The 25,675-nt window shown below is 62.5% G+C and carries 25 protein-coding genes; 11 read left to right on the plus strand and 14 right to left on the minus strand.

What is annotated here, in order from left to right:
* Positions 1-19: 19 nt before the first annotated feature.
* From choV to CF161_RS04365, 3 genes are all read right to left on the minus strand, one after another.
* Positions 20-1,198: a choline ABC transporter ATP-binding protein gene (gene choV / locus CF161_RS04355; protein ID WP_020295349.1), complete on the minus strand. Its 1,179-nt coding sequence runs from the start codon at positions 1,196-1,198 to the stop codon at positions 20-22.
* A complete protein-coding gene (gene choW / locus CF161_RS04360; protein ID WP_020295350.1) occupies positions 1,195-2,040 on the minus strand; it encodes a choline ABC transporter permease subunit in 846 nt (281 codons plus the stop codon). Before choW ends, choV begins: the two co-directional genes overlap by 4 nt.
* 71 nt (positions 2,041-2,111) lie before the next feature.
* A complete protein-coding gene (locus CF161_RS04365) occupies positions 2,112-3,068 on the minus strand; it encodes a choline ABC transporter substrate-binding protein (protein WP_020295351.1) in 957 nt (318 codons plus the stop codon).
* 430 nt (positions 3,069-3,498) lie between these two features.
* On the opposite strand from CF161_RS04365, the gene CF161_RS04370 reads away from it, so the two are divergent.
* Together CF161_RS04370 and CF161_RS04375 are read left to right on the plus strand one after the other, a co-directional pair.
* Positions 3,499-4,875: an L-serine ammonia-lyase gene (locus tag CF161_RS04370; RefSeq protein WP_020295352.1), complete on the plus strand. Its 1,377-nt coding sequence runs from the start codon at positions 3,499-3,501 to the stop codon at positions 4,873-4,875.
* A 448-nt stretch (positions 4,876-5,323) separates the two neighbouring features.
* Entirely contained in the window at positions 5,324-6,427 is a 1,104-nt protein-coding gene (locus tag CF161_RS04375) for a GlxA family transcriptional regulator (RefSeq protein ID WP_020295353.1), read from the plus strand.
* Here CF161_RS04375 and aac(6') read toward each other — a convergent pair whose 3' ends face one another.
* From aac(6') to CF161_RS04405, 6 genes are all read right to left on the minus strand, one after another.
* A complete protein-coding gene (gene aac(6'), locus CF161_RS04380; protein ID WP_020295354.1) occupies positions 6,428-6,874 on the minus strand; it encodes an aminoglycoside 6'-N-acetyltransferase in 447 nt (148 codons plus the stop codon).
* A 66-nt stretch (positions 6,875-6,940) separates the two neighbouring features.
* On the minus strand, positions 6,941-7,201 hold the full coding sequence (locus tag CF161_RS04385; protein ID WP_020295355.1) for a hypothetical protein: 261 nt from the start codon (positions 7,199-7,201) through the stop codon (positions 6,941-6,943).
* A gap of 300 nt (positions 7,202-7,501) precedes the next feature.
* A complete protein-coding gene (locus CF161_RS04390; RefSeq protein WP_020295356.1) occupies positions 7,502-7,978 on the minus strand; it encodes a thioesterase family protein in 477 nt (158 codons plus the stop codon).
* A 58-nt stretch (positions 7,979-8,036) separates the two neighbouring features.
* On the minus strand, positions 8,037-9,002 hold the full coding sequence (locus CF161_RS04395) for an L-carnitine dehydrogenase (protein ID WP_020295357.1): 966 nt from the start codon (positions 9,000-9,002) through the stop codon (positions 8,037-8,039).
* A 60-nt stretch (positions 9,003-9,062) separates the two neighbouring features.
* Positions 9,063-9,950, minus strand: coding sequence for a 3-keto-5-aminohexanoate cleavage protein (locus tag CF161_RS04400; RefSeq protein WP_020295358.1), 888 nt, complete (start codon positions 9,948-9,950; stop codon positions 9,063-9,065).
* Positions 9,951-10,037: 87 nt separating this feature from the next.
* On the minus strand, positions 10,038-10,982 hold the full coding sequence (locus CF161_RS04405; protein ID WP_020295359.1) for a choline ABC transporter substrate-binding protein: 945 nt from the start codon (positions 10,980-10,982) through the stop codon (positions 10,038-10,040).
* 195 nt (positions 10,983-11,177) lie between these two features.
* Between CF161_RS04405 and CF161_RS04410 the strand changes: the two genes are divergently transcribed.
* Positions 11,178-12,125, plus strand: a complete 948-nt coding sequence (locus CF161_RS04410) for a GlxA family transcriptional regulator (RefSeq protein WP_020295360.1) — start codon at positions 11,178-11,180, stop codon at positions 12,123-12,125.
* Positions 12,126-12,264: 139 nt separating this feature from the next.
* On the opposite strand, the gene CF161_RS04415 is transcribed toward CF161_RS04410, so the two are convergent.
* The 4 genes from CF161_RS04415 to CF161_RS04430 form a co-directional block, all read right to left on the minus strand.
* On the minus strand, positions 12,265-12,681 hold the full coding sequence (locus CF161_RS04415; RefSeq protein ID WP_020295361.1) for a DUF3010 family protein: 417 nt from the start codon (positions 12,679-12,681) through the stop codon (positions 12,265-12,267).
* Positions 12,682-12,714: 33 nt separating this feature from the next.
* Positions 12,715-13,041 (minus strand): helix-turn-helix domain-containing protein, encoded by a 327-nt coding sequence (locus tag CF161_RS04420; protein ID WP_020295362.1) that lies wholly within the window; start codon positions 13,039-13,041, stop codon positions 12,715-12,717.
* Positions 13,022-13,276: a type II toxin-antitoxin system RelE/ParE family toxin gene (locus tag CF161_RS04425; RefSeq protein ID WP_020295363.1), complete on the minus strand. Its 255-nt coding sequence runs from the start codon at positions 13,274-13,276 to the stop codon at positions 13,022-13,024. The genes CF161_RS04420 and CF161_RS04425 overlap by 20 nt, the downstream gene beginning before the upstream one ends.
* A gap of 111 nt (positions 13,277-13,387) precedes the next feature.
* Positions 13,388-13,789, minus strand: coding sequence for a lysozyme inhibitor LprI family protein (locus CF161_RS04430; protein WP_020295364.1), 402 nt, complete (start codon positions 13,787-13,789; stop codon positions 13,388-13,390).
* 237 nt (positions 13,790-14,026) lie between these two features.
* Here CF161_RS04430 and CF161_RS04435 point away from each other — a divergent pair, with 237 nt between their 5' ends.
* From CF161_RS04435 to CF161_RS32765, 8 genes are all read left to right on the plus strand, one after another.
* Complete coding sequence (locus CF161_RS04435) at positions 14,027-15,004, plus strand: dipeptidase (RefSeq protein WP_020295365.1); 978 nt, start codon at positions 14,027-14,029, stop codon at positions 15,002-15,004.
* Between the two features lie 213 nt (positions 15,005-15,217).
* Positions 15,218-15,748: a 4-vinyl reductase gene (locus CF161_RS04440; protein WP_020295366.1), complete on the plus strand. Its 531-nt coding sequence runs from the start codon at positions 15,218-15,220 to the stop codon at positions 15,746-15,748.
* Between the two features lie 14 nt (positions 15,749-15,762).
* Positions 15,763-17,823, plus strand: a complete 2,061-nt coding sequence (dgcA, locus tag CF161_RS04445) for a dimethylglycine demethylation protein DgcA (protein WP_020295367.1) — start codon at positions 15,763-15,765, stop codon at positions 17,821-17,823.
* A 198-nt stretch (positions 17,824-18,021) separates the two neighbouring features.
* Positions 18,022-19,965 carry a dimethylglycine demethylation protein DgcB gene (gene dgcB / locus CF161_RS04450; RefSeq protein ID WP_020295368.1) on the plus strand — a complete coding sequence of 648 codons (1,944 nt, stop codon included), beginning with the start codon at positions 18,022-18,024 and terminating at the stop codon, positions 19,963-19,965.
* The gene (locus CF161_RS04455; RefSeq protein WP_020295369.1) at positions 19,965-21,185 is read left to right on the plus strand and encodes an electron transfer flavoprotein subunit alpha/FixB family protein; all 1,221 of its coding nucleotides are present in this window, start codon (positions 19,965-19,967) and stop codon (positions 21,183-21,185) included. Before dgcB ends, CF161_RS04455 begins: the two co-directional genes overlap by 1 nt.
* A 10-nt stretch (positions 21,186-21,195) precedes the next feature.
* Positions 21,196-21,966 (plus strand): electron transfer flavoprotein subunit beta, encoded by a 771-nt coding sequence (locus tag CF161_RS04460; protein ID WP_020295370.1) that lies wholly within the window; start codon positions 21,196-21,198, stop codon positions 21,964-21,966.
* 1,193 nt (positions 21,967-23,159) lie between these two features.
* Positions 23,160-23,777, plus strand: a complete 618-nt coding sequence (locus CF161_RS04465; RefSeq protein ID WP_020295371.1) for a hypothetical protein — start codon at positions 23,160-23,162, stop codon at positions 23,775-23,777.
* Positions 23,778-23,805: 28 nt separating this feature from the next.
* On the plus strand, positions 23,806-24,084 hold the full coding sequence (locus tag CF161_RS32765) for a hypothetical protein (RefSeq protein ID WP_156882655.1): 279 nt from the start codon (positions 23,806-23,808) through the stop codon (positions 24,082-24,084).
* 99 nt (positions 24,085-24,183) lie between these two features.
* Here CF161_RS32765 and gbcA read toward each other — a convergent pair whose 3' ends face one another.
* Positions 24,184-25,479 (minus strand): glycine-betaine demethylase subunit GbcA, encoded by a 1,296-nt coding sequence (gene gbcA / locus CF161_RS04470; RefSeq protein ID WP_020295372.1) that lies wholly within the window; start codon positions 25,477-25,479, stop codon positions 24,184-24,186.
* Positions 25,480-25,675: the final 196 nt, after the last annotated feature.

Consider the following 25,675-nt stretch of genomic DNA (forward strand, 5'->3'; position numbering starts at 1 on the left):
CGTTTTCATGTCCGGGGGATTACCCCAGGTTCTTGCCCAGCAACGCATGGTAGAGCTCGCTGTCGCCAAGGATCCCCACCACTTTGTGGTTGTCGTGCAGCACCAGTTTGTTGCCGGTCTGGTAGCGGATCTGCAAGGCGTCGCGCATGCCGATATTGGAATCCACCAGGGTTGGCCGGCGCTCCAGGCCTTCCACCGCCTGGCCGGGTGCCCAGTTCTGCAGGTCGAGGCTGGCGCCGTTCTGGCGTGCGCCCTTGATGGTGTTGCCTTCGGCCAGGTCGAGCCAGGAGTCGCCGCCCGGGTCGAGGCATACCGAGCCGTTGATGCGTTTGCAGTTGTCCAGGGTGCGCATCAGGCTGCGCCCGCAGAGCACGTTGAGCGGATTGGTGTGGGCCACGAACGTACGCACATAGTCGTCGGCCGGGTTGAGCACGATCTGCTCCGGCTTGCTGTACTGGATGATCCGCCCGTCTTTCATGATGGCGATGCGGCTGCCCAGTTTCAGCGCTTCGTCGAGGTCGTGGCTGACGAAGACGATGGTCTTGCTCAGCTTGCGTTGCAGTTCCAGCAACTCGTCCTGCAGGCCCTGGCGAATCAGCGGGTCGAGGGCCGAGAAGGGTTCGTCCATCAGCAGGATATCGGCGTCCATCGCCAGGGCGCGGGCCAGGCCCACACGCTGTTGCATGCCGCCGGAGAGCTCATCGGGTTTCTTGTTGCGCCACTGGGTCAGGCCCACCAGTTCGAGCTTTTCGTCCACCAGCTTGCGCCGTTCCTTCTCCGGTCGGCCCTGCATTTCCAGGCCGAAGCTGATGTTCTCGCGCACGGTCAGCCAGGGCATCAGGGCGAACTTCTGGAACACCATGGCGATGCGCTTGGTGCGCATCATCTTCAGTTCGGCGGCGGTGCAGGCGGCGATGTCGATCTGTTTGCCTTCGTGCTCGACGAACAGGTGCCCACGGCTGACGGTGTTCAAGCCGTTGATGCAGCGCAGCAAGCTGGATTTGCCGGAGCCGGAGAGGCCCATCAGCACGCAGATTTCGCCTTTTTCCACATCGAGGCTGGCTTTTTCCACACCGACGATCTGGCCGGTCTTTTTCAGGATCTCGTTGCGGGTCATGCCCTGGTCCAGCAGTTTCAGGGCCTCGCGGGGATCCTTGGAGAAGATAACGTCTACGTTATCGAAGCGAATAATGCTCATGCGTCGCTCCCTACTTTGGCGTCGGGTTGTTTGCAGATCCGGTCGAGCATGATCGCCAGCAGCACAATGGCCAGCCCGGCTTCGAAGCCCAACGCGATATCGGCGGTGTTGAGTGCGTTGACCACCGGCTTGCCCAGGCCATCGGCGCCGACCAGCGCGGCGATCACCACCATCGACAGCGAGAGCATGATGCACTGAGTGATCCCGGCGGCGATGCTCGGCATGGCGTGGGGCAATTCGATACGCGACAGCAACTGGCGACGCGAGCAGCCAAAGGCCTTGCCGGCATCCATCAGCTCTTGCGGGACATCGCGGATACCCAGGTAGGTCAGGCGGATCGGCGCGGCAATCGCGAACACCACCGTGGAAATCAGCCCGGGCACCACCCCCAGACCGAACAGGGTCAGGGTAGGAATGAGGTAGACGAAGGTCGGTACGGTCTGCATCAGATCGAGTACCGGACGCATCATGGTGTAGAACATCGGCTTGTGCGCGGCGACGATGCCCAACGGCACGCCGATGACCACGCAGACCAGGGTGGCGAACAGCACCTGGGCCAGGGTTTCCATGGTTTCCTGCCAGTAGCCCAGGTTCAGGATCAGCAGAAACGACAGCACGACAAAGGCGGTCAGGCCCCATTTGCGTTGAATGACGTGCGCGAGCAAGGCGATCAGCCCGATCAATGCCAGCGGGTTGAACCAGGTCAGCGCAAACGTCACGCCGTGGATCATCGTTTCCAGGGTCGTGGCGATCGCATCGAATGTGCTGGCGCCGTGTTGCGTCAACCATTCAACGAAGGCAGCGATGTACTGGCCTAGAGGGATTTTATGATCAGTCAGCATGGTAGTGAACGTCCGCATGCAAGGAAAAAACAGCCCGGGCGGAACTGGCCCGCCCGGCGTAAGCGAGTGACTCAGTTAGCAGCCTGTGCAAGCTTGGCCTTGACCGCCTCAAGGCCGGGTTTGCCATCAATGGTGGTGACCCCGGCGAGCCAGGTATCCAGCACTTGCGGGTTGTTTTTCAGCCAGGCCCTGGCGGCCACATCCGGCTTCATTTTGTCGTCCAGCACGTTGCCCATCAGGGTGCTTTCCATGTTCAGGGTGAACGACAGATTCTTCAGCAACTGGCCGACGTTGCTGCATTCCTGGGCGTAACCCTTGCGCGTGTTGGTGTAGATGGTGGCCTGGCCGAAGTTGGGGCCGAAGAACTCGTCACCCCCGGTGAGGTACTTCATCTTGAAGCGGGTGTTCATCGGGTGCGGTTCCCAACCCAGGAATACCACGGCGGTGTTGCGCCGCTGGGCACGATCGACCTGGGACAGCATGCCGGCCTCGCTGGACTCGACCACCTTGAACCCAGCGTCTTTGAGGCCGAAGGCGTTCTTGTCGATCATGCTCTGGATCAGGCGGTTGCCGTCGTTGCCGGGCTCGATCCCGTAGATCTTGCCGTCCAGCTCCTTCTTGAATTTGGCGATGTCGGCGAAATCCTTGAGCCCCTTGTTGTACAGCTCTTCCGGGACCGCCAGGGTGTACTTGGCGTTCTCCAGGTTGGCGCGCAGGGTGTCGACGGTGCCGGCATCACGGTAGGCCTTGATGTCGTTTTCCATGGTCGGCATCCAGTTGCCGAGGAACACGTCCATGTTCTTGCCGTCGGCCAGGGACTTGTAGGTCACCGGTACGGAAATCATCGTGGTCTTGGTTTTGTAGCCCAGTGCATCGAGGACCACGCTGGTGGTGGCGGTGGTCACGGTGATGTCGGTCCAGCCAACATCGGAGAAGTTAACGGTACTGCATTGCGCCGGTTCTGCGGCTTGTGCCAGAAGCGGCAGACTCAGCATGGCGGCCAACAACAACGAGGGGGAACCTTTCATCGGGGGGGACTCCTGGGTGTCTTCTTTTAGGCGGCGTTCTTACCGCACTTATAAGCGTGGCGGTTGGGGCGCGTGGGACAGCTGTGCCACGGTGCCTTGCAATCGAGTCGAGACTGATCATGTACCAGTGAAAATCTGACGCCTACAGGGTGCGTCGTATCCAGTACAGGGAGGGTCGCATCCAGTGTCAGTGAGGTCGTTTACAGCTTTTTTCAGGACTTTTTGCCGCTCTGCACCGCAAAAAGCGGCCAAAACCCTAGGTTCTCGGGTTGCGGCGTTGCTGGGCATGGGTGAGTCGGTGTCAGACGTCGAGCACCGTGGAAAAAGCCTGATGATGCGCCCATCTCGGCGGATTGCAGCTTGAGCGTAGCAGCTCCGTCAGCGGGCGCTGCGCCGCCCGGAGTGTGCTCATTCGAGGAGTTTTGCTGTCATGGCTATCAGTGTTTTCGACCTGTTCAAAATCGGCATCGGTCCCTCCAGTTCCCACACCGTCGGCCCCATGCGCGCCGCCGCCTTGTTCGTGCAATCGCTAAGGGAAAAGCAGCTACTGGAGCAGGTGCAGCGGGTCGAGGTGCAACTCTTTGGTTCGCTGTCGGCCACCGGAATCGGCCACGGCAGCGACAACGCGGTGATCATGGGCCTGATGGGCGAGTGGCCGGACGCAATCGACCCGTCGCAGATCGGCCCGCGCATCGAGCGGCTGCGCGAAACCCAGACCCTGCTGCTGGACGGCCGCCTGCCGATCCCCTTTATCTGGGCCCGAGACATGCAGCTGATCGACGAAAATCTGCCGTTCCACCCCAATGCCATGACCCTGGTCGCGCTCGGCGAAAACGCCGAGCTGCATCGCGACACCTACTATTCGGTCGGCGGCGGTTTTGTCGTCGACCAGGCCCAGGCCAGCAGCGGCGTGGTCGACCTGGATCGCACCGAATTGCCCTACGACTTCTCCAGCGCGGTGGAGCTGCTGAACCTGTGCCAGACCCACAACCTGCGGGTCGCGGAACTGATGCTGGCCAATGAAAAAGTCTGGCGCTCCGAGGAGGAAATTCGCAGTGGCCTGCTGACCCTCTGGCGGGCCATGCAGGACTGCGTCGAGCAGGGCCTCAAGCACGAAGGCATCCTGCCCGGCGGGCTGAATGTGCGGCGGCGCGCGGCGCGTCTGCACCGCAGCTTGCAGGAGCTGAACAAGCCCAATGTCATTGGCTCGACCCTGTCGGCCATGGAGTGGGTCAACCTGTTCGCCCTGGCGGTCAACGAAGAGAACGCTGCCGGCGGGCGCATGGTCACCGCACCGACCAACGGCGCGGCGGGCATCATCCCGGCGGTGTTGCACTACTTTATGAAGTTCAGCGAAGTGGTGACCGAGGCCAACGTGGTCGACTATTTCCTCGGTGCTGCGGCGGTGGGCATCCTCTGTAAAAAGAATGCGTCGATCTCGGGGGCCGAAGTCGGTTGCCAGGGCGAAGTCGGTTCGGCCTGCGCCATGGCGGCGGCCGGGCTGGCGGAGATCCTCGGCGCGACCCCGGAGCAATTGTGCAACGCCGCTGAAATCGGCCTGGAGCACAACCTTGGCCTGACCTGCGACCCGGTCGGCGGCCTGGTGCAAGTGCCGTGCATCGAGCGCAACGCGATTGCCGCGGTCAAGGCGATCAATGCCGCGCAAATGGCCCTGCGCGGCGATGGCCAGCACTTTATCTCCCTGGACCGGGTGATCCGCACCATGCGCGATACCGGCGCCGACATGCACGACAAATACAAGGAGACCTCACGCGGTGGCTTGGCGGTGAGTGCGGTGGAGTGCTGATATCGGGTGCGTGCTCATTTTTTCGCCGGTCGCCGCTGCGCGCTAAAGGAACACGCCACCCCCACTGCGCCACCTTTTAGCGCGTCGCAAACAGATAAGCCCCTTTCCCGGGGCCGGAATCCAATCCGGCCCTGACCGCCTGCCCCCCGTGCTTGTGGTGACACTCCCCGCCAGCGCCCCGCGACGCTGTTCCCACAAGTGCTACCGAACTGCTCACAGGCCCCGGGCGAGGGCGTCGGGGGTGATGCTCGGTACTTATAACCCCTACTGCGCACGTGGCTTATATAGACACCCCGCCATGTCGTTTTCAGGAGTTATTGAATGGCTATTCAACTTTAGGCATGGCAATTGCTCTGTCATGACAAAGCCCTTCTCTGCAAGAGAATGATGGCAATAACAAGAGCCTCCGCCTGAGGCCATCACCCGCTTTGTGTGAGGAGATACCGCGATGACGTCGTTCAACTCAGGGGCTCAACCCCAGAACCGTGCGCCTCAATCCATCGGCTTTTTGCTGCTGGACAATTTCACGCTGATTTCCCTGGCCTCGGCAGTCGAACCACTGCGCATGGCCAACCAGCTGTCCGGTCGCGAGCTGTATCGCTGGACCACCCTCAGCGTCGACGGTGGGCAAGTCTGGGCCAGCGATGGCCTGCAGATCACCCCCGACGCCTCCATGCACAAAGCGCCCGTCCTCGACACCGTGATTGTCTGCGGCGGCATCGGTATCCAGCGCACCGTGACCCGTGAGCACGTGTCCTGGCTGCAAAGCCAGGCCCGCCAGTCACGGCGCCTGGGTGCGGTGTGCACCGGCAGCTGGGCCCTGGCGTGCGCCGGCCTGCTCGACGGTTTCGATTGCAGCGTGCACTGGGAATGCCTGGCGTCGATGCAGGAAGCCTTTCCCCGGGTCGCCATGAGCACCCGCCTGTTTACCCTCGACCGCAACCGCTTCACCAGCTCCGGTGGCACCGCGCCGCTGGACATGATGCTGCACTTGATCAGCCGCGATCATGGCCGTGAACTGTCCGCCGCGATCTCGGAAATGTTCGTCTACGAACGCATCCGCAACGAGCAGGATCACCAGCGCGTGCCGCTCAAGCACATGCTCGGCACCAACCAGCCGAAACTGCAGGAAATCGTCGCGCTGATGGAAGCCAACCTCGAAGAGCCGATCGACCTCGACGAGCTGGCGGTGTACGTCGCCGTGTCGCGGCGTCAGCTGGAACGGCTGTTCCAGAAATACCTGCACTGCTCGCCGTCGCGCTATTACCTCAAGCTGCGGCTGATCCGCGCCCGGCAACTGCTCAAGCAAACGCCGATGTCGATCATCGAAGTGGCGTCGGTCTGCGGTTTTGTCTCCACGCCGCACTTCTCCAAGTGCTACCGCGAATACTTCGGCATTCCGCCGCGTGACGAACGCGTCGGCTCCAACACCACCCAGCAAGTGGCGATGATGCCGATTCCGCAGGCCCTGGTGCTGGCGCCGCTGTCGGGCCCGCTGTCGGCCCTGAGCCAGGCGCGCAACGAGTCGACCTTCGCCAGCGTGCGCCTGTAGTCACAGCGTTTTCTTGAAGTACACGACGCGCTCGGTTTCCTCGAAACCGAGCGCCTTGTGCACGGTCTGGCTCAGCAGGTTTTCCAGGCCGGTATCCGAGGCCATTTCCCCGCAGCCCTGATCCCGTCCCCATTGGGCGACGGCGTCGATCAATTGCTCGGCAATGCCCTGGCGCCGCTGCTCGGCGACCACATAGAGCCCTTCCAGAAACACCACTGGCGAATGATCGGTGCCATTCACGTAATCGCGGCGCAGCGAGGCTTCGGCCAGGCCCACGGGGTGGCCATCGGCGGTGTAGGCGAGCAGGTTGATATAGCGCTGCGGGTCACCCAGCAGATCAGTGATTTCGTCCAGGTGCTCCTGGCGCGAACTGTCCGGCCAGAGCGCCTGGCGCAGCTCCAGCCAGCCCGTCTGCTGGGCTGACTGACAGGGTTCGATTCGCGACATGAGGCGGGTTCCAGAGGGCTGAAAAGAACCGCACTCTACACCCGTGGATCCTTGGCCGGCGACGGCTCAGGCGTGACTGTTGCGGTACTGAGCCAGGGCCGGCAGCAACTGTTGGTCGATGGCCTGGCGCACCGCCGGAAGAATGGTCGCGTTGCCGGTCAGCATCTGCTCGACCATGCCCTTGAGCGCCCGGACCCGCGCCTCGCTCAAGCCGCGCACCGCGTACTCACACGCCTGGTCGGCGGTGGCGCCGGCCGGCATCTCGAAACCCAGGGCCCGGAGTTGGCCGAGCAGGTCATCCTGATCAATCAGATCCGCGTGCATCATGACTCTTATCCTTATTCAGGGAGCGGGGTGGTGGAGCGATTCTGGTAGGCCGCCCGGGAGTCGGCAAGGGCAAATCGTCGCCATGGCCCGATTACCTATGAACAGGTCGTTTTCGGCTAACTTGCGCCCGCTGAGAGTGGGCAGACTGGGCCCAGCTGATGTCACGACGGTTTGGTCACCCTCTTGCTGCAGCTCCTTGGCAAAGCACTCCCTGCCTCGATCCTGTCACGGCTTGATCGGGGCTTTTTTTGCCTGGGCGAAAGCTGCTGATGGAGCTTCGGGCGTTGCGTCGCCCCGGGTTCATTTTTCCGCCGGTAAGGCCATGACTCGCCCCAGATACGCCGGGGCCGGCAGCTCCGATTGCTCGGCAGCGATGGCTTGCAGACGGCCCAGTACCGCCGCGCTGAACGGTGCCGAGCGCGGGCCGGCGAGGTCGACATGCAGCAGCATCTGTTCGTTGCCGGCCAGCATCTGCGGGTCACCGACCTGGTGCAGGCTGTGGTAGAGGTGCAGGCGTTTGCGGTCGTGGGCGATCAGTTGGGTGTGCACCTCGACCTGGGTGCCGAGCTTCACTTCATGCAGGTAATTCAGGTGCAGCTCCAGGGTGAACAGCGAGTGGCCGCTGGCTTCGCGGTTCTCGCTGTCCAGGCCCAGGCGGTCCATCAGGGCGTCGGTGGCGTAGCTGAAAATCAGCAGGTAAAAGGCGTCGCGCAGATGGCCGTTGTAATCGACCCATTCGGCCAGGACGGGGGTGCTGTAGGTGATCAGTACGGGCATGGGCTGAGTTCCAGGGGGAAGAGAATCGGGCGAGGCGCAGCGGCCCCGCCCCGTCGGGTCAGTCGCTGAAGTTCATGCCGTGCTTGGCCTTGGTAGCCTTGACCGCATCGAGCACCGCCAGCAGGCAATCATCACGATAGCGCTCCAGGGCCGAAATGCTGCGTTCGCCCAACTGCTCGCCGGTGCCTTGCACCACATCGTCGATCAACTTGTCGGTCAGTGGCGGGGCGGGCAGGTAGGTCCAGGGCAGTTGCAGCGCCGGCCCGAACTGGGCCATGAAGTGGCGCATGCCGGCATCGCCACCCGCCAGGGTGTAGGTGAGGAAGGTGCCCATGAACGACCAGCGCAGGCCGGCGCCGAAGCGGATCGCGTCGTCGATTTCACCCGTGGTGGCCACGCCGTCATTGACCAGGTGCAATGCCTCGCGCCACAGGGCTTCCAGCAGGCGGTCGGCGATAAATCCCGGGACCTCCTTGCGCACATGCAGCGGGCGCATGCCCAGGGATTCATAGACCTGCATTGCCGCCTGCACCGCCTCGGGCGCGGTGTGTTTGCCGCCCACCACTTCCACCAGTGGCAGCAGGTACACCGGGTTGAAGGGGTGGCCGACCACGCAGCGTTCCGGGTGGGTCGCACCTTCGTAGAATTCGCTGGGCAACAGCCCCGAGGTGCTGGAGCCGATCAGTGCATCGGGCTTGGCTGCGGCGCTGATCTGGCGGTGCAACTGCAACTTCAGCTCCAGGCGTTCCGGGGCGCTTTCCTGGATGAAGTCGGCGTCCTTCACGCACTCCTCAATGGTGGCGACAAAACGCAGACGTTGTTGCGCGGCGCCCGGTGCCAGGCCTTGTTGCTCCAGGGCGCCCCAGGCATTGGCCACCCGTTGCCGCAGGGCTGCTTCGGCGCCGGGGGCCGGGTCCCAGGCCACTACGTCCAGGCCATGGGCGAGGGCGCGCGCCACCCAGCCGCTGCCGATGACACCGCTGCCCAGGGCGGCGAAGGTTTTGATGTCGGTGATAAAACGCATGGCAAATTCCTGAAAAAAGGGTGCGAGGGGCTGTGCAAGCCGGTGTTGTCGGGAGGCGGGTCAGCGGCGCTGGGTCAGTCCCATCTTGGCCCGCCCTTCGGCCGGGGTCAGGACCCGCGCGCCGAGGCGGCTGAGGATTTCTGTAGCACGCTCCACCAGTTGGCCGTTGGTCGCCAGCACGCCTTTGTCCAGCCAGAGGTTGTCCTCCAGCCCGACCCGCACGTTGCCGCCCAGCAACACCGCCTGTGCGGCCATCGGCATTTGCATGCGGCCGATGCCGAAACCGGCCCACACCGCATCGGCCGGCAGGTTGTCGACCATGGCTTTCATGGTGGTGGTGTCGGCCGGGGCGCCCCAGGGGATACCCAGGCACAGCTGGAACAGCGGGTTGTCCAGCAGGCCTTCCTTGATCATCTGCTTGGCGAACCACAGGTGCCCGGTGTCGAAGATTTCCAGTTCGGCCTTCACCCCCAGTTCCTGGATGCGTTTGGCGCCGGCCCGCAGCTGCGCCGGGGTGGAGACATAAATGGTGTCGCCGTCGCCGAAGTTCAGGGTGCCGCAGTCCAGGGTGCAGATTTCCGGCAGCAGCGCCTCGACGTGGGCCAGGCGCGTCAGCGGGCCCACCAGGTCGGTGTTGGGACCGAACGCCATGGGGTTTTCTCCGGCGCCGATCTCCAGGTCGCCACCCATGCCGGCGGTGAGGTTGACGATGATGTCGATGTCCGCCTCGCGAATGCGCTCCATGACTTCGCGGTACAGCGCCACGTCACGGCTGAACGTGCCGCTTTGTGGGTCGCGCACGTGGCAATGGACCACGGTGGCGCCGGCCTTGGCCGCTTCCACGGCCGCGGCGGCGATCTGCTTGGGGGTGACCGGGACGTGGGGGCTCCTGGCGGTCGTGTCGCCAGCACCGGTGAGTGCGCAGGTGATGATGACGTCGTGGTTCATGGTGCGGGTTCCTTGCAGGCGTGATGTTTGGGCGTGAGGCTGCCGTTCGCAGCCTGGAAGCGGCTGCGAGGCGGCGGGGCATCGGGGTTATTGGCGGGTCAGTTGCAGGTGCTGGTCGGCGGGCTTGCCATCGAAGGTGGTGACGCCTTCAAGCCAACGCTCGCGGTCCTGCGGATGGTCCTTGAGCCACTGCTTGGCCGACTCCAGGGCGTCCTTGTGGTCGAGCAGCGGTTGCATCATGCGGCTCTCGTCTTCGGCGCTGAAGGTCAGGTTGCTCAGCAGCCGGCTGACGTTCGGGCATTGTTCGGCGTAGTTCGGCGCGGTCACGGTCCAGACCGTGGCCATGCCTTCGTTCGGGCCCAGGGCATCGTCGCTGCCGGAGAGGTAGGTCATCTTCTGGTTGACGTTCATCGGGTGCGGCGTCCAGCCGAAGAAGACGATGGCTTCGTTGCGCTTCACCGCGCGGGTCACCGCCGACAGCATCCCGGCTTCACTGGACTCCACCAGTTGGAACTTGCCGAGGCCGAACTGATTCTTGGCGATCATGTCCTTGATCTGGGTATTGGCCCCCGAGCCGGGTTCGATGCCGTAGATCTTGCCGCCCAGCTCTTTTTCGAAACGGGCGATGTCGGCGAAGGTCTTCAGCCCCTTGTCCGCCAGGTAAGTGGGCACCGCCAGGGTCGCGCGGGCGTCCTTGAGGCTGGGTTCGGCCAGGACCTTGACCTGCTTGGCCTCGACAAAGGGGGCGATGGTCTGGGTCATCAGCGGGTTCCAGTAGCCGAGGAACAGATCCAGGCGCTGGTCGCGAATGCCGGCAAAAATGATTTGCTGGGAGGCGCTGGTCTGTTTGGTCTTGTAGCCGAGGCCGTCGAGCAGCACTTGGGTCATGGCGCTGGTGGCGATGACGTCGGTCCAGTTGACCACGCCCAGGCGCACGTTCTGGCAACTGGCGGCGTCCGCGGCAATGGCGCCGGAACTCAGGAAAGCGGTACCGCTGAGTGCAAGAACACAGCTGCTGATCAGTCGTTTCATGGAGGTTCCCTCGGCAGGTCGTTATTGTGGGCCCCGGGGTCTTTGTGCGCCGGTGATGCCAAGGTACGCAGCTGCTGCCCAGGGAAAGCGCACAGCGGCGACCCGCTCTTGCACTGCAGCGACCTGGACCCTTGTCGGGGAACGGCAATTGGCGTATCACAGGCCCCCACGCCACCCGTCTTGCGAGTGCGTTTCATGTCCCAGGCGTTTTACTTCCTGCTGATGCCGGGCTTCTCCGCCATTGGCTTTATTTCCGCCATCGAGCCGCTGCGGGTGGCCAACCGCTTTCGCGGCGAGCTGTATCGCTGGCAGGTGCTGAGCGCCGACGGCGGGGCGGTGCTGGCCAGCAATGGCATGTCGGTCAATGCCGATGGGGCGCTGGAACCCTTGAAAAAGGGCGCAACGCTGTGGGTGGTGGCCGGTTTCGAGCCGTTGAAGTCGCTGACCGCACCTCTGGTGCACTGGTTGCGCCGTCTTGACCTGGAAGGCGTGACGTTGGGCGGGATCGATACCGGCAGCGTGGTCCTGGCCGAGGCCGGCCTGCTGGAAGGCCATCGCCTGACCCTGCATTGGGAAGCCATCGAGGCGTTCAAGGAGTCTTATCCACAGCTGTGGGTGACCCAGGAGCTGTTCGAAATCGACCGACGGCGTATCACCTCGGCGGGCGGCACCGCGTCCATCGACATGATGCTCGACCTGATTGGCCAGGCCCATGGCGCGCCGCTGGCGGTCCAGGTCAGCGAGCAGTTCGTGCTTGGCCGCATCCGCCCGCGCCAGGATCACCAGCGCATGGAGGTTGCCAGCCGCTACGGCATCAGCAATCGCAAGCTGGTGCAGGTGATTGGCGAGATGGAGCAGCACAGCGAACCGCCGCTGAGCACCCTGGCCCTGGCTGAATCGATCAACGTCACCCGCAGGCAACTGGAGCGCCTGTTTCGCCTGCACCTCAACGACACACCGAGCAACTTCTACCTCGGCCTGCGCCTGGATAAGGCGCGGCAACTGCTGCGCCAGACCGACCTCAGCGTGCTGGAAGTCAGCATCGCCTGCGGTTTTGAATCCCCGTCCTACTTCACCCGCAGCTACCGCGCCAGGTTTGCCAAGTGCCCGCGCGAGGATCGGCGACAACACCAGAGCGCATAACGCCCATACGCCAAAACCAGTAGCCGCTGCCGAGCTGGCGAGGCTGCGCTGGCCGGATCAGGCGCCCTGGAGTGTCTGGTGCCGGGAGGTTGTTGCTTCGGGCCAATGCCGCCTCGCGGGCTCGGCAGCGGCGACCTCTTTATTTTTTCAGGAGGGCCGAGCAGGCGGCTTTGTAGGCTTCGTGCTGGTATTTGTTGAGGGTGCCTGGCAGCTCGAAGCTGTGCTTCTTGTTCTGCGCGTTGATGGTCTGCGGCGAGAGCAGGGTCACGTCGCAGTGTTCCAGCAGTTGAAACACGCCTTCGATCTTGAAGGTGGTCGGGCCGCCGGCGAATTCGCCTTTTTTGCTGCGCTTCTTGATGGCGATGCGGCTGATGCCGTTGTCACGGACAAAGGCCGCGACCTGGGTGGCAAAGGCTTTGACATTGGCCGCTTCATCGTCGTCTTCGAGGGCGATTTTCTTGGTGGCGATGGCCACATGCTGCAGGGTGTCGCCCGGCAGGGAGGCGATGGCGAAGATGGCTTCGCTGCCTTTGATTTCGATGCCACAGATGCTCATGAGCGTTCCTTTGATCCGGTAATGGCGTGCAGCTTACAGCTCCAGCTGGTCGGCGCGAATGCCAAAGGCCCGGGCAATTTTCTCGCGGGTGGCGCGGCGCGGCTTGGCGACGCTTTCCTGCTGGGCGAAGGCCGGCTGGGAAATGCCCAGGCGCTGGGCGACTTCATCCTGGGTCAGGTGCAGGTGTTCGCGCCAGGCACGGATCGGCGTGGCGCCGTCGACGATGCGGCTGACCACATCATGGGGAATCAGCTCGGCGCTGTTGTACCGGGCCAGGTACTGGGTATAGGGAATGACCACGAACGCTGGCTTGCCGTCCGTGTCGTTGATGATCTGAATATCAGTAGGTACGTTCGTCACGTCGTTTGACCTCTTGGACACTGATCACGTGAATCGCGCCGTCCCAATCGAACAACACGCGGTAATGACCGACGCGCAGTCGATAGGCGTAGCCGTGACCAGTCAATGCCCTGACCTGAGCCACATCGGGCATGTTGGCCAACAGGCTGATGGCATCGCGGACTTGAACCTGATGTTCGCGTTGCAGCCTGAGCAGCTGCTTCACGGCCTTGCGGGTCCACTGGATACTGTTCATGGCGAATATAAGCTTATTATAAGGTAAGTCAATATTTACTTATAAAAGCTGCATCGCCAAGCCCTGAACCTTCACTGGATGTTGCCACCCGCAGGGCTTTACCGCCGCGGTTCACTCCTGGGCAATCGACTCCAGGAACTCCGATCGTTCATCGCTGATACGTGCCATGCAGTCGTTCTGGGCAATGGTATGGGCCTTGCTGCCCGGCTTGGCGGGGAAGCTTTCCACGGCGCAATCGGCTTCGCGCTGTTTTTGCCACAGTTGCTGGGCGGTGTTGAGCTTGCCGGTGATGTCGGCGAGCTTGGCCTTGTCGCTGCCGTACAGGTTGGCGAAGCGTTCCAGCAGGCCCTGGACGTTGTCCTTGAGCAACTGTTCGGCGGTGGTGCGGTTGTAGGTCGCGCACTCCAGGGTCTGCACGTCGTTTTCGACGGCATCGCAAGGCGAGTTGTCGGCTTCTTCAGCCGCCTGTACGCCGGTCGCTATCAGTGCCAAAGCGAGGAAGATCGATTTCATTGCGTCGCCGCCCCTAAATCCAGTGAAGCATCCAGTAAAGCGGCGGATTCTGGCGCAAGCGCCGGGCAAAGAACAGATGACGCCGATGCCCGGCTGCCGACCCTTTGTCGCGCCTTGACGCTTTCGGCAATTCCCCTGTCGCTTTTGCATCCGGCTCCCTTGCCGACGCGGCATATGCTGGCCCCAAAGCGCCGGCAGACGATTCGGCGCATGAATCGCCAATAAGGGGACAGCCTGATGAGCCCAGCCGAACTGCACGCCGACAGCATCGTTATCGACGGGCTGATCATTGCCAAGTGGAACCGCGAGCTGTTTGAAGACATGCGCAAGGGCGGCCTGACCGCAGCCAACTGCACTGTGTCGGTGTGGGAAGGCTTCCAGGCCACCATCGACAGCATCTGCAAAAGCCAGAAGCTGATGCGCGAAAACAGCGACCTGGTGATGCCGGTCCGCAGCACCGCCGATATCCGCAAGGCCAAGGAACAGGGCAAGACCGGCATCCTCTTCGGTTTCCAGAACGCCCATGCCTATGAAGACCAGATCGGCTATGTCGAGGTGTTCAAGCAGCTGGGCGTGGGCATTGTGCAGATGTGCTACAACACCCAGAACCTGGTGGGCACCGGCTGTTATGAGCGTGATGGCGGGCTCTCGGGTTTTGGTCGCGAGATCGTGGCCGAGATGAATCGCGTCGGGGTCATGTGCGACCTGTCCCACGTCGGTTCCAAGACCTCCGAGGAAGTCATCCTCGAATCGAAGAAACCCGTCTGCTACTCCCACTGCCTGCCGTCGGGCCTCAAGGAACACCCGCGCAACAAGTCCGATGCGGAGCTGAAATTCATCGCCGATCACGGTGGTTTTGTCGGCGTGACCATGTTTGCACCGTTCCTGGCCAAGGGCATCGACTCGACCATCGACGACTACGCCGAAGCCATCGAGTACACCATGAACCTGGTGGGCGAAGACGCCATCGGCATCGGCACCGACTTCACCCAGGGCCATGGCCAGGACTTCTTCGAATACCTGACCCACGACAAGGGCTACGCCCGCCGCCTGACCAGCTTCGGCAAGATCATCAACCCCCTGGGGATCCGTACCGTGGGCGAGTTTCCCAACCTCACCGAAACCCTGCTCAAGCGCGGCCACCCCGAGCGTTTGGTGCGCAAGATCATGGGCGAGAACTGGGTCAATGTCCTGAAGGACGTCTGGGGCGAATGAATGCCTGCGGAGCCTGCTCCGCTCGCCGATAGCTGCGTCAGGTCCTCGCGCCAAGCTCGCCGTACGTCCCGTACTGTCTCGCTGGCCACGCCGGTCCTTTCTTGCTCTCGACGTGCTCGCTACGGCTCCAAAGTCATTCACACGGCTTGTTTATTAGAGCAAGGCAAAAGCTTTGCTAAGCACTGAAAACGAATTTTCTGGAGTTAAGTTTCCATGGCCAAAATCGCCCCGCAATTGCCCATCGAAGTCGACAGCGAGACCGGTGTCTGGACCTCCGACGCCCTGCCGATGCTCTACGTGCCACGGCACTTTTTCGTCAACAACCACATGGGAATCGAGGAGGTGCTGGGGGCCGAGGCCTACGCCGAGATCCTGTACAAGGCCGGCTACAAATCCGCCTGGCACTGGTGCGAGAAAGAAGCCGAATGCCACGGCCTGGAAGGCGTGGCGGTGTTCGAACACTACATGAAGCGCCTGTCGCAGCGCGGCTGGGGCCTGTTCAAGATCCAGGACATCGACCTGGATCAAGGCACCGCCAGCGTCAAGCTCGAGCACTCGGCGTTCGTCTACGTCTACGGCAAGGTCGGGCGCAAGGTCGACTACATGTTCACCGGCTGGTTCGCCGGCGCCATGGACCAGATTCTCCAGGCCCGGGGCAGTTCGATCCGGACCGTGGCGGAGCAGGTCTACGGTGGCTCCGAAGAAGGCCACGACGACGGCCTGTTCATCGTCAAACCGTTGTAGGTGGAGTTTAGAAAATGGCTTTCGAAGCGATGTTCCAGCCGATCCAGATCGGCAAACTGACCATCCGCAACCGTGTGCTGAGCACCGCGCACGCCGAGGTCTATGCCACTGATGGCGGCATGACCACCGACCGTTATGTGAAGTACTACGAAGAGAAAGCCAAGGGCGGCATCGGCCTGGCGATCTGCGGCGGTTCCTCGGTGGTGGCCATCGACAGCCCGCAGGAGTGGTGGGCCTCGGTCAACCTGGCCACCGACCGCATCATTCCGCACTTCCAGAACCTGGCCGACGCCATGCACAAGCATGGCGCCAAGATCATGATTCAGATTACCCACATGGGCCGTCGCTCACGCTGGGATGGCTTCAACTGGCCGACCCTGATGTCGCCGTCCGGTGTGCGCGAGCCGGTGCACCGCGCCACTTGCAAGACCATCGAGCCGGAAGAGATCTGGCGCGTGATCGGCAACTACGCCCAGGCTGCACGCCGGGCCAAGGCCGGTGGCCTGGACGGCGTCGAACTGTCGGCGGTGCACCAGCACATGATCGACCAGTTCTGGAGCCCGCGGGTCAACAAGCGCACCGACGAATGGGGCGGCACCTTCGAGAAACGCATGCGTTTCGGCCTGGAAGTACTCAAGGCCGTGCGCGCCGAAGTCGGTGACGATTTCTGCGTCGGCATGCGCCTGTGCGGCGACGAATTCCACCCGGACGGCCTGTCCCACGAGGACATGAAGCAGATCGCCAAGTACTACGACGACACCGGCATGCTCGACTTTATCGGTGTGGTGGGCTCGGGCTGCGACACCCACAACACCCTGGCCAACGTCATTCCCAACATGAGTTATCCACCGGAGCCGTTCCTGCACCTGGCGGCCGGGATCAAGGAAGTGGTCAAGGTTCCGGTGCTGCACGCACAGAACATCAAGGACCCGAACCAGGCCACGCGCATTCTCGAAGGCGGTTACGTCGACATGGTCGGCATGACCCGCGCGCACATCGCCGACCCGCACCTGATCGCCAAGATCAAGATGGGCCAGATCGACCAGATCAAGCAGTGCGTCGGCGCCAACTACTGCATCGACCGCCAGTACCAGGGCCTCGATGTGCTGTGCATCCAGAACGCCGCGACCTCCCGTGAATACATGGGCGTGCCGCACATCATCGAGAAGAGCACCGGGGTCAAGCGCAAGGTGGTGGTGGTCGGAGCCGGCCCGGCGGGGATGGAAGCCGCGCGAGTGGCCGCCGAACGCGGGCATGACGTGACCCTGATCGAGAAAAAGGACGCCATCGGCGGGCAGATCACCACGGCCTCCAAGGCGCCGCAACGGGACCAGATCGCCGGTATCACCCGCTGGTATCAGCTGGAGCTGGCGCGACTGAAAGTCGACCTGCGCCTGGGCACCGCTGCCGACATCGCGACCATCCTCGACCTGCGTCCGGACATCGTGGTGCTGGCCGTGGGCGGGCACCCGAACCTGGAGCAGAACGAACACTGGGGCGCTGCCGAAGGCCTGGTGGTCAGCAGCTGGGACGTGCTCGATGGCAAGGTGGCGCCGGGCAAAAATGTGCTGGTCTACGACACCATCTGCGAATTCACCGGTATGTCGGTGGCCGATTTCCTGGCCGACAAAGGCAGCCAGGTCGAGATCGTCACCGACGACATCAAGCCTGGGGTGGCGATTGGCGGGACGTCGTTCCCGACCTACTACCGCAGCATGTACCCCAAGGAAGTGATCATGACCGGCGACATGATGCTGGAGAAGGTCTACCGCGAGGGCGACAAGCTGATTGCCGTGCTGGAAAACGAATACACCGGGGCCAAGGAAGAGCGGGTGGTGGACCAGGTGGTGGTGGAGAACGGCGTGCGCCCGGATGAAGAGCTGTATTACGGGCTCAAGCAAGACTCGCGCAACAAGGGCCAGATCGATGTCGAGGCGCTGTTCGCGATCAAGCCGCAGCCGTGCTTGGGCGAGCCGGGCGAGGGTTTCCTGCTGTTCCGGATTGGCGACTGCGTGGCTCAGCGTAATACCCATGCCGCTATCTATGACGCCCTGCGCTTGTGCAAGGATTTTTAACAACAGTTGCTAGTAGGAGCCGGCTTGTTGTGGCGAGGGAGCTTGCTCCCGCTGGAGTGCGCAGCACTCCCAAACCGCTCACCGAGATCCACCTGATGTATCTCGATTGCCCAGTTTGGGGTTGCTTCGCAGCCCAGCGGGAGCAAGCTCCCTCGCCACACCCGCCAGCTCCGACAAGATCCTTGCGGGAGCTTCACCATGCTCAACATCCTGATCCCCATCCTGCTCTTCGCCGCCCTGGGCCTTGCGCTCCTCGGCGCGCTGCGGCGTGCATCCCTGTGGCGCCGGGGGCGAGCCTCCAAGGTTGACCTGCTGGGCGGCCTGCTGGCCATGCCCAGGCGCTATATGGTCGACCTGCACCACGTGGTGGCGCGGGACAAATACATCGCCAACACCCACGTGGCCACGGCCGGCGGCGCGGTGGCGTCGATTGTGCTGGCGCTGCTGGTGCACGGTTTCGGCCTGCACAACCGCATCCTCGGCTACGCCTTGCTGTTGATGACGGCCGTGATGTTCGTCGGCGCGATCTTTGTCTTCCTGCGCCGGCGCAACCCGCCCGCGCGCTTGTCCAAAGGCCCGTGGATGCGCCTGCCGAAAAGCCTGCTGGCGTTCTCGGCCTCGTTCTTTGTCCTGACCCTGCCGGTGGCGGGCATCCTGCCGGAGGATTTCGGCGGCTGGGTGCTGGCGCTGATCCTCGCGGTCGGTGTGCTGTGGGGCGTGTCCGAGCTGTTCTTCGGCATGACCTGGGGCGGGCCGATGAAGCACGCCTTCGCCGGTGCCCTGCACCTGGCCTGGCATCGCCGCGCCGAGCGCTTTGGCGGCGGCCGTTCCACCGGGCTCAAGCCCCTGGACCTGAGCGACCGCTCCGCGCCTTTGGGAGTGGAAAAACCCAAGGATTTCACCTGGAACCAACTGCTGGGTTTTGACGCCTGCGTGCAGTGCGGCAAATGCGAAGCGGCGTGCCCGGCGTTCGCCGCCGGCCAGCCGCTGAACCCGAAAAAGCTGATTCAGGACATGGTGGTCGGCCTCGCCGGGGGCACCGACGCCCAGTTCGCCGGCAGCCCTTACCCAGGCAAACCGATTGGCGAGCATGGCGGTAACCCCCATCAGCCGATCGTCAACGGCCTGGTGGACGCCGAGACCCTGTGGTCCTGCACCACCTGCCGCGCCTGTGTCGAGGAGTGCCCGATGATGATCGAGCACGTCGATGCCATCGTCGACATGCGGCGGCACCTGACCCTGGAAAAAGGCGCGACCCCGAACAAGGGCGCCGAAGTCCTGGAAAACCTGATCGCCACCGACAACCCCGGCGGCTTCAACCCCGGTGGGCGGATGAACTGGGCAGCGGACCTGAACCTGACCCTGCTCAGCGAGAAGAAAACCACCGACGTGCTGTTCTGGGTCGGCGACGGCGCCTTCGATATGCGCAACCAGCGCACCCTGCGGGCGTTCGTCAAAGTGCTGAAGGCGGCCGGCGTCGACTTTGCCGTGCTCGGCCTCGAAGAACGGGACAGCGGCGACGTGGCCCGGCGCCTGGGGGATGAGGCGACCTTCCAGCTGCTGGCCCGGCGCAATATCCAGACCCTGGCCCAGTACAGCTTCAAGCGCATCGTCACCTGCGATCCCCACAGCTTCCATGTGCTGAAGAACGAATACGGCGCATTTGGCGGGGACTATCAGGTGCAGCACCACAGCACTTATCTGGCCCAGATCATTGACGAGGGGGCCTTGAACCTCGGTCAGCACAAGGGCAGCAGCGTGACCTATCACGACCCGTGCTACCTGGGCCGCTACAACGGCGAATACGAGGCTCCGCGCCAGGTGCTGCGTGCCCTGGGGATCGAGGTCAAGGAGATGCAGCGCTCGGGCTTCCGCTCCCGCTGCTGCGGCGGTGGCGGCGGTGCGCCGATTACCGACATCCCCGGCAAGCAGCGCATCCCCGATATGCGCATGGAGGACATCCGCGAAACCGGCGCCGAGCTGGTGGCAGTGGGTTGTCCACAGTGCACGGCGATGCTCGAAGGGGTGGTCGAGCCCCGGCCGCAGATCAAGGACATTGCCGAGCTGGTGGCCGATGCCCTGCTCGAAGAGCCGGCGCCAGGCAAGGCCCCGGCCAAGCGCGAACCTGCGGAGGTGCACTGATGAGCGACATTATTCGCCGCGACCCACGGGCCGAGTGGATCGCCCGTAATCGCCTGCACCCGCTGCATGCCGCCATGCAACCGGTGACCCACAGCTGGATGGGGCCCAATGGCCTGCTGCGCAAGAATCCCCATAGCCAGGGTTTTATCGGCCCCAACGGGATCAAGCGCATCGACCGCAGCGGCGCCCAGCAGGGCGGCATGAGCAAGCGCAGCGCCGCAGTCGACGTGCAACTGCCGCTGCATCAGGTGCCGCAACCGGCGTTTTACATCAGCGTGGTGCCGGACATGGTCGGTGGCCGTCTCGGCAGCCACGACCGCGACCTGCTGGGCCTGGCCCGCCAGTTGGCCGGCCAGGACGGCGCGGTGCTGGCGGTGGTGTTTGGCGAGCACAAGGAAACCGCCTTTGCCCAGGCCGGCGTCGACCGCTTGCTGGTGCTGCAAGGCCATGAGTTCGAAGGTTATGCACCGGAGCAACGGGTCCAGGGCCTGCGGGCTGTGGATAACCAGTTCAACCCGCGCCATTGGCTGCTGCCTGACAGCCGCAGCGGCGGTGCCGAACTGGGCCGACGTTTTGCCGCGGCCCTGGGCGAACGCCCGGCGACCCGGGTCTGGCAGGTCAAGGACGAGCAGTGCATCGGACGTGCCGGTGCCGGCTTGCAGGACTTGGCACGACCGCTGGCACGGCTGATCCTGGGCGCCGTCGAATGCGCCGAACCGGTCAGCGAAACCCGGCATGAAGCGCTGCCCGTGGAGTTATCCACAAGCGTTGCTCGCAGCCTGGCGCGGATCGAAGACCTGGGGGCGGTGGCCGTGGACCCAGCCGCCATTCCCATGGCCGAGGCCGAGTTCATCTTCTCCGGCGGCAACGGGGTCAAGGACTGGGCACTGTTTCACCAAACCGCTGCGGCCCTGGGCGCCACCGAAGGTGCGTCGCGGGTGGCGGTGGACGATGGGTTCATGGCCCGCGACCGCCAGGTCGGGGCATCCGGCACCTGGGTCACGGCGCGGGTGTATGTCGCGGTGGGGATTTCCGGGGCGATCCAGCACCTGCAAGGCATCGGTGCCTGCGACAAGGTGGTGGCGATCAACCTCGACCCCGGTTGCGACATGATCAAGCGTGCCGACCTGTCGGTGATTGGCGAGAGCGCCGAGATTCTTCAAGCCTTGATCGCGGCGGTCGCGGCTTACCGCAACGGCGCCAAGCGCGACGCGGCTTAAGGGGATGACCATGAACAGTAATGTAATCAGCCTGGTGTCCATCGGCGCCCACCCGACTTCCGGGCGGCCACGACGCGCCGATCAGGATGCGCGGGCAGTGGAGCTGGGCCTGCAGCTGGCCGGGGACAAGCTACAGGTGCTGCACGCCGGCGACATCCACGAACCGGCGCTGCGGGCCTACCTGGGCATGGGCCTGGAGCAGTTGCATGTATTGGAACAGCCGTCCGGTGCCGATGCCTTGCCGGCGCTGACCGACTACCTGCGTGACGCCGGGGCCCAGGTGGTGCTGACCGGCAGCCAGGCGGAAACCGGCGAAGGCTCGGGCATGCTCCCGTTTCTGCTGGCCGAGAACCTGGGCTGGCCGCTGGTGGTGGGGCTGGCCCAGGTCGAATCCATCGACGCCGGGGTGGCCCTGGTGCTGCAAGCCTTGCCCCGTGGCCAGCGGCGGCGCCTGAAAGTGCGCCTGCCGTTTCTCGCCACTGTGGATAACGCCGCGCCCAAACCCCGGCAAAGCGCCTACGGCCCGGCCCAGCGCGGCGTGTTGCAGGCGGACCAGGTCACGGTGGTGGACGACGAGTTACTCACAGCCTCGACCCTGCAACCGGCCAAGCCCCGACCCAAGCGCCTGAAAGTGATCAAGGCCAAGAGCGGCGCCGACCGCATGAAAGCCGCCACAGCCAAGGCCAGCGGCGGCACCGGCCAGGTGCTCAAGGGCGTGAGCGCGGAAGCTGGCGCGCAAGCCATTCTCAAGCTGCTTATAGAAGAAGGTGTGGTGCGCTAACCCCTTGTGGGGGCGGCGTGTCAGTCGGCACGGGTATTGACTGATGCACCGCCTTCGCGAGCAGGCTCGCTCCAACAGGAGATAAGTGGGTTTACCCACAATCCCTGTTGGCACGCCTGTGGATAACCTGTTCGCGGTTGGCCGCGCCCCACGCCAATCAAGCCCTGCAGCCCTCTGTACGAAAAACAACCAGCCTAACTGTCGGTTTTTTCTTGGGTTTTTCTGTGGATAAGGAAAATACCCGGCACAGACTTGCCCCCAAAGTCTGTTGGTGCTTCTGTGGATAAGATGTTCGCTATCCGCTGTAGGCCTTATAAAACCTGGCTTATAGCGTGCTGGTTAAAATATGATCAATGTCGCCTTTTTAGCGGACTTCTGCGCTCGAAGCCGCTATTTTGCTCAGTTACAGCCGGTTTTCCACAGATGGACCCAAGTTGCCCCCAAAGTCTGTTGGCGCTTCTGTGGATAAGGTGTTTGCGTTCCGCTGTAGGCCTTATAAAACGTGGCTTGTAGGTTTTTGATCAAAAACTGATCAGTGCGGGATAAAACCCGCTGCTTTGAATAAGTCACGGATTTTCTTGATTTTATGTCGAGTGAAAAGTGCAGTTGCCCACAATTGCTGTGGGTGGCTTTGTGGATAAGTTGTTAGGCAAAGGCTGCAGGGCAGGGGGATGGCGGGGTGGCGGGCAGTTGGGCGTTTTTTGTACAGCGAGCAGCAGCGTCCACGGCAGTCAATCGCTCCCGAGCCGAGTGTTTGGATATAGCCAATCAAAATAAAACAAGTTTCTTTTGGGTCTATGGGATTGTTTGACAATGCCAAAGGCCACGACTTTAATTTGCTCCACGCAATACAGTGAACAGGAAGTTCAACGCTTACTTCTCCCCCCAAGGAGTATTGCCATGCACGGTTATCGCGCTGAGTGTTATCCAATGCCGGCGCTCAACAAAGTATTTATGTAAAAAGTACCTATTTAAAAAAGCCCCTATGTAGTAGCGCTGGGTTTAATAATTTGGCGCCCTATATTCGGTTTTTCAAATAATCATTGGCCATCGTGTTATTGAACCAACGGGCAGCGGTGTGCCCGGCCAAACGGACTATGAAAATTAATAGCGGGTTGCGCCGATAGATACTTTCGGCCCTCGTTTACAGGGCACAGTCGTGCGTTTCAAATAAACTTACAAGGAGTTCCAAAATGTCTGAAGCCGCCAAGTCAAAAGCCCAGCCAGTCACTGCCGCCGCCACCAAAGAGGCGTATCACCAACTGTTGAATGAAATGCGGGTTCACGCGAAAAAACGTTCCTCAGGCACCGCCCGCGGTGTGCTGATGGCTTCGCCACAACTGCAAACGATTCACCTGCGCAGCCTGTACCTCAACGCGAGCTCCAATGATCCAGCAGTGCAGTACCTGCAACCCAAGGCCCGGGAAGCCGGTGAGGGGCAGTCCAACCAGTCGCAGACGGAGTTGACCAAGGCCACCGAAGTCTTTGAAAGCTCGGGTTCGACCGACACCAGCGACTACCGCAAAAAGCTCGAAGAGTTGCGTAAGCGCGATAAGGCCGCTGCTGAAAAACGCATCGACAATATGTATGACGAAGCCGGCCGGCAGTTGGACAAGTTCCCACAAAGTGCCGATGCCATCGTCGGCTTCATGGAAACCTTCGGTAACTTGTTCAATGCCGTGCTGGACAAGATCAGCGATTTTTTCATCGACATCGGCAAGAAAATTCTGGCCTGGGCACAAAAAGTCTGGGAAACCATCACCAATACATTCAACAGCGTCGTGAGTTGGATCAGTGGTTGGTTTTCTTGAACTGACACCGCCTGTGTCGAGGTGAACCATGAATAAGTCAATTGGGCCGCCACCGTTTATCGATCCCCTTCAACAGCAGTGGCGTCTTGCGTTCAATCTCGAAGAAAGTCGAGCGCTGGAAAGTAACAAGGCCAAGCTTGAAGAACTTCGTCGACGGGATCAAAGACGTACCGAAGAAAGAATCGACGGCTTATATGACGAACTGCAGCGCGCCGTCGCTCCGGACTATCGAAGAGCGCCCAATGCCTCTGATATAGAGCGGATCTACGCGTTGGCGCAGCGCCTCATCGGTACTTGGCACTGGTAACCGGCGGTCTGCAGTGATTGGGCCGTCATCGCGAGCAGGGCGCGCGCTCCCAGCGAGTAATCGTTGGGGGCGCGGGTCCTGCTCGCACACGTTGGGCGGTCAGCTTTCTACCGGCACGCCTTTGAGGTAGGGCGCAGGCGCCGCTCCCAGGTTGCTCAGCATGCGTTCGCTGTACCAATCCACGAAGTTGACCACGCCGAACTCGTAGGTCTTGGAGTACGGGCCGGGCTGGTAGGCGGTGGAGTTGATGCCGCGCTGGTTTTCCTCGGCCAGGCGCCGGTCCTGGTCGTTGGTGGCGTCCCACACCTTGCGCATGCGCTCGACGTCATAGTCCACGCCTTCGACCGCGTCCTTGTGCACGATCCACTTGGTGCTGACCAGGGTTTCCTGGGCGCTGATCGGCCAGACCGTGAACACGATGATGTGGTCGCCCATGCAGTGGTTCCATGAGTGCGGCAGGTGCAGGATGCGCATCGAGCCCAGGTCCGGGTTCTTGATCCGGCCCATGAGTTTGGCGCAGCCCTGTTTGCCGTCCAGGGTCATGGACACGGTGCCCTTGAGCAGGGGCATGCGCACGATACGGTTGCGCAGGCCGAAGCTGGCGTGGGCGTAGGGGATCTTCTCGGCATCCCAGGCGGCGGCCGAAGCGGCCACGTGGTCCTTGAACGCCTGATCGGCCCGGGGGTCGGTGACGTCGTCCCATTCCAGCAGGGTTTTCAGCAGCTCCGGGTGCGAGGCGTTGCAGTGGTAGCACTCGCGGTTGTTTTCCAGCACCAGTTTCCAGTTGGCCTTTTCCATCAAGGTGGTTTGCACCGCCACCTTGGTGTTCTCCATGTCGTAGGGCTCCATGTAGTGGCTCAAGGTCGACAGGAAGTCATCGATCGCCGGCGGGTTCTGCGACAACGAGATAAAGATGTAGCCGCCGGCCGTCTTCACGTTCACCGGCTTGAGGCCGTACTGCTTCATGTCGAAGTCGGCGCCCATTTCGGTGCCGGCGAACAGCAGGCGGCCGTCCAGCTCGTAGGTCCACTGGTGGTAGTGGCACACCAGTTTGGCCACCTTGCCCTTGTCGCTGGTGCACAAGCGCGAGCCACGGTGACGGCAGACGTTGTGGAAAGCGTGCACCACGCCCTCGGCGCCGCGAATCACGATGATCGGGTTTTTGCCGACCTGCAGCGTGAGGTAGTTACCTTTGGTCGGAATTTCGCAGGTCATGCCGGCGATCAACCACTCCTTCTGGAAGATCTCCTGCATGTCGATATCGAACAGTCGCTCGTCAGAGTAAAACGGCTGCGGCAGGGAAAAGGTCCGCTCGCGCTCCTGCAGCATCTGTGCAGTGGCCTTGCGTGCAGGTTCCAGCGGATCGCCCAAGCTCAGGGTTGCGGTGACGTCCATCGTTAAAGTCCTCATGGCCGTTCTGTGCGGCCGGCGAAAAGTGGCTACGGTTGGTGCTACGCAAGGCACGAAATACGGCTGTTGTCGTTGCGCCGAGTGTGCGGTCGCCAGCGCCCCGAACCTTATCCATGGGCGACATGGCCCAACCTGTTCCCGACGCGCAACCCCCGGTGATTGGGGGCTGGTCGCGATAAGC

This window comes from Pseudomonas sp. CF161, from assembly GCF_000416215.1.
GTDB lineage: Bacteria > Pseudomonadota > Gammaproteobacteria > Pseudomonadales > Pseudomonadaceae > Aquipseudomonas.

Excerpts from the sequence above, each read along its gene's own strand:
- choV (WP_020295349.1), bottom strand. The coding sequence starts at position 1,198 with ATGAGCATTATTCGCTTCGATAACGTAGACGTTATCTTCTCCAAGGAT.
- choW (WP_020295350.1), bottom strand. The coding sequence starts at position 2,040 with ATGCTGACTGATCATAAAATCCCTCTAGGCCAGTACATCGCTGCCTTC.
- CF161_RS04365 (WP_020295351.1), bottom strand. The coding sequence starts at position 3,068 with ATGAAAGGTTCCCCCTCGTTGTTGTTGGCCGCCATGCTGAGTCTGCCG.
- CF161_RS04370 (WP_020295352.1), top strand. The coding sequence starts at position 3,499 with ATGGCTATCAGTGTTTTCGACCTGTTCAAAATCGGCATCGGTCCCTCC.
- CF161_RS04375 (WP_020295353.1), top strand. The coding sequence starts at position 5,324 with ATGACGTCGTTCAACTCAGGGGCTCAACCCCAGAACCGTGCGCCTCAA.
- CF161_RS04385 (WP_020295355.1), bottom strand. The coding sequence starts at position 7,201 with ATGATGCACGCGGATCTGATTGATCAGGATGACCTGCTCGGCCAACTC.
- CF161_RS04390 (WP_020295356.1), bottom strand. The coding sequence starts at position 7,978 with ATGCCCGTACTGATCACCTACAGCACCCCCGTCCTGGCCGAATGGGTC.
- CF161_RS04395 (WP_020295357.1), bottom strand. The coding sequence starts at position 9,002 with ATGCGTTTTATCACCGACATCAAAACCTTCGCCGCCCTGGGCAGCGGT.
- CF161_RS04400 (WP_020295358.1), bottom strand. The coding sequence starts at position 9,950 with ATGAACCACGACGTCATCATCACCTGCGCACTCACCGGTGCTGGCGAC.
- CF161_RS04405 (WP_020295359.1), bottom strand. The coding sequence starts at position 10,982 with ATGAAACGACTGATCAGCAGCTGTGTTCTTGCACTCAGCGGTACCGCT.
- CF161_RS04410 (WP_020295360.1), top strand. The coding sequence starts at position 11,178 with ATGTCCCAGGCGTTTTACTTCCTGCTGATGCCGGGCTTCTCCGCCATT.
- CF161_RS04415 (WP_020295361.1), bottom strand. The coding sequence starts at position 12,681 with ATGAGCATCTGTGGCATCGAAATCAAAGGCAGCGAAGCCATCTTCGCC.
- CF161_RS04425 (WP_020295363.1), bottom strand. The coding sequence starts at position 13,276 with ATGAACAGTATCCAGTGGACCCGCAAGGCCGTGAAGCAGCTGCTCAGG.
- CF161_RS04430 (WP_020295364.1), bottom strand. The coding sequence starts at position 13,789 with ATGAAATCGATCTTCCTCGCTTTGGCACTGATAGCGACCGGCGTACAG.
- CF161_RS04435 (WP_020295365.1), top strand. The coding sequence starts at position 14,027 with ATGAGCCCAGCCGAACTGCACGCCGACAGCATCGTTATCGACGGGCTG.
- CF161_RS04440 (WP_020295366.1), top strand. The coding sequence starts at position 15,218 with ATGGCCAAAATCGCCCCGCAATTGCCCATCGAAGTCGACAGCGAGACC.
- dgcA (WP_020295367.1), top strand. The coding sequence starts at position 15,763 with ATGGCTTTCGAAGCGATGTTCCAGCCGATCCAGATCGGCAAACTGACC.
- dgcB (WP_020295368.1), top strand. The coding sequence starts at position 18,022 with ATGCTCAACATCCTGATCCCCATCCTGCTCTTCGCCGCCCTGGGCCTT.
- CF161_RS04455 (WP_020295369.1), top strand. The coding sequence starts at position 19,965 with ATGAGCGACATTATTCGCCGCGACCCACGGGCCGAGTGGATCGCCCGT.
- CF161_RS04460 (WP_020295370.1), top strand. The coding sequence starts at position 21,196 with ATGAACAGTAATGTAATCAGCCTGGTGTCCATCGGCGCCCACCCGACT.
- CF161_RS04465 (WP_020295371.1), top strand. The coding sequence starts at position 23,160 with ATGTCTGAAGCCGCCAAGTCAAAAGCCCAGCCAGTCACTGCCGCCGCC.
- CF161_RS32765 (WP_156882655.1), top strand. The coding sequence starts at position 23,806 with ATGAATAAGTCAATTGGGCCGCCACCGTTTATCGATCCCCTTCAACAG.
- gbcA (WP_020295372.1), bottom strand. The coding sequence starts at position 25,479 with ATGGACGTCACCGCAACCCTGAGCTTGGGCGATCCGCTGGAACCTGCA.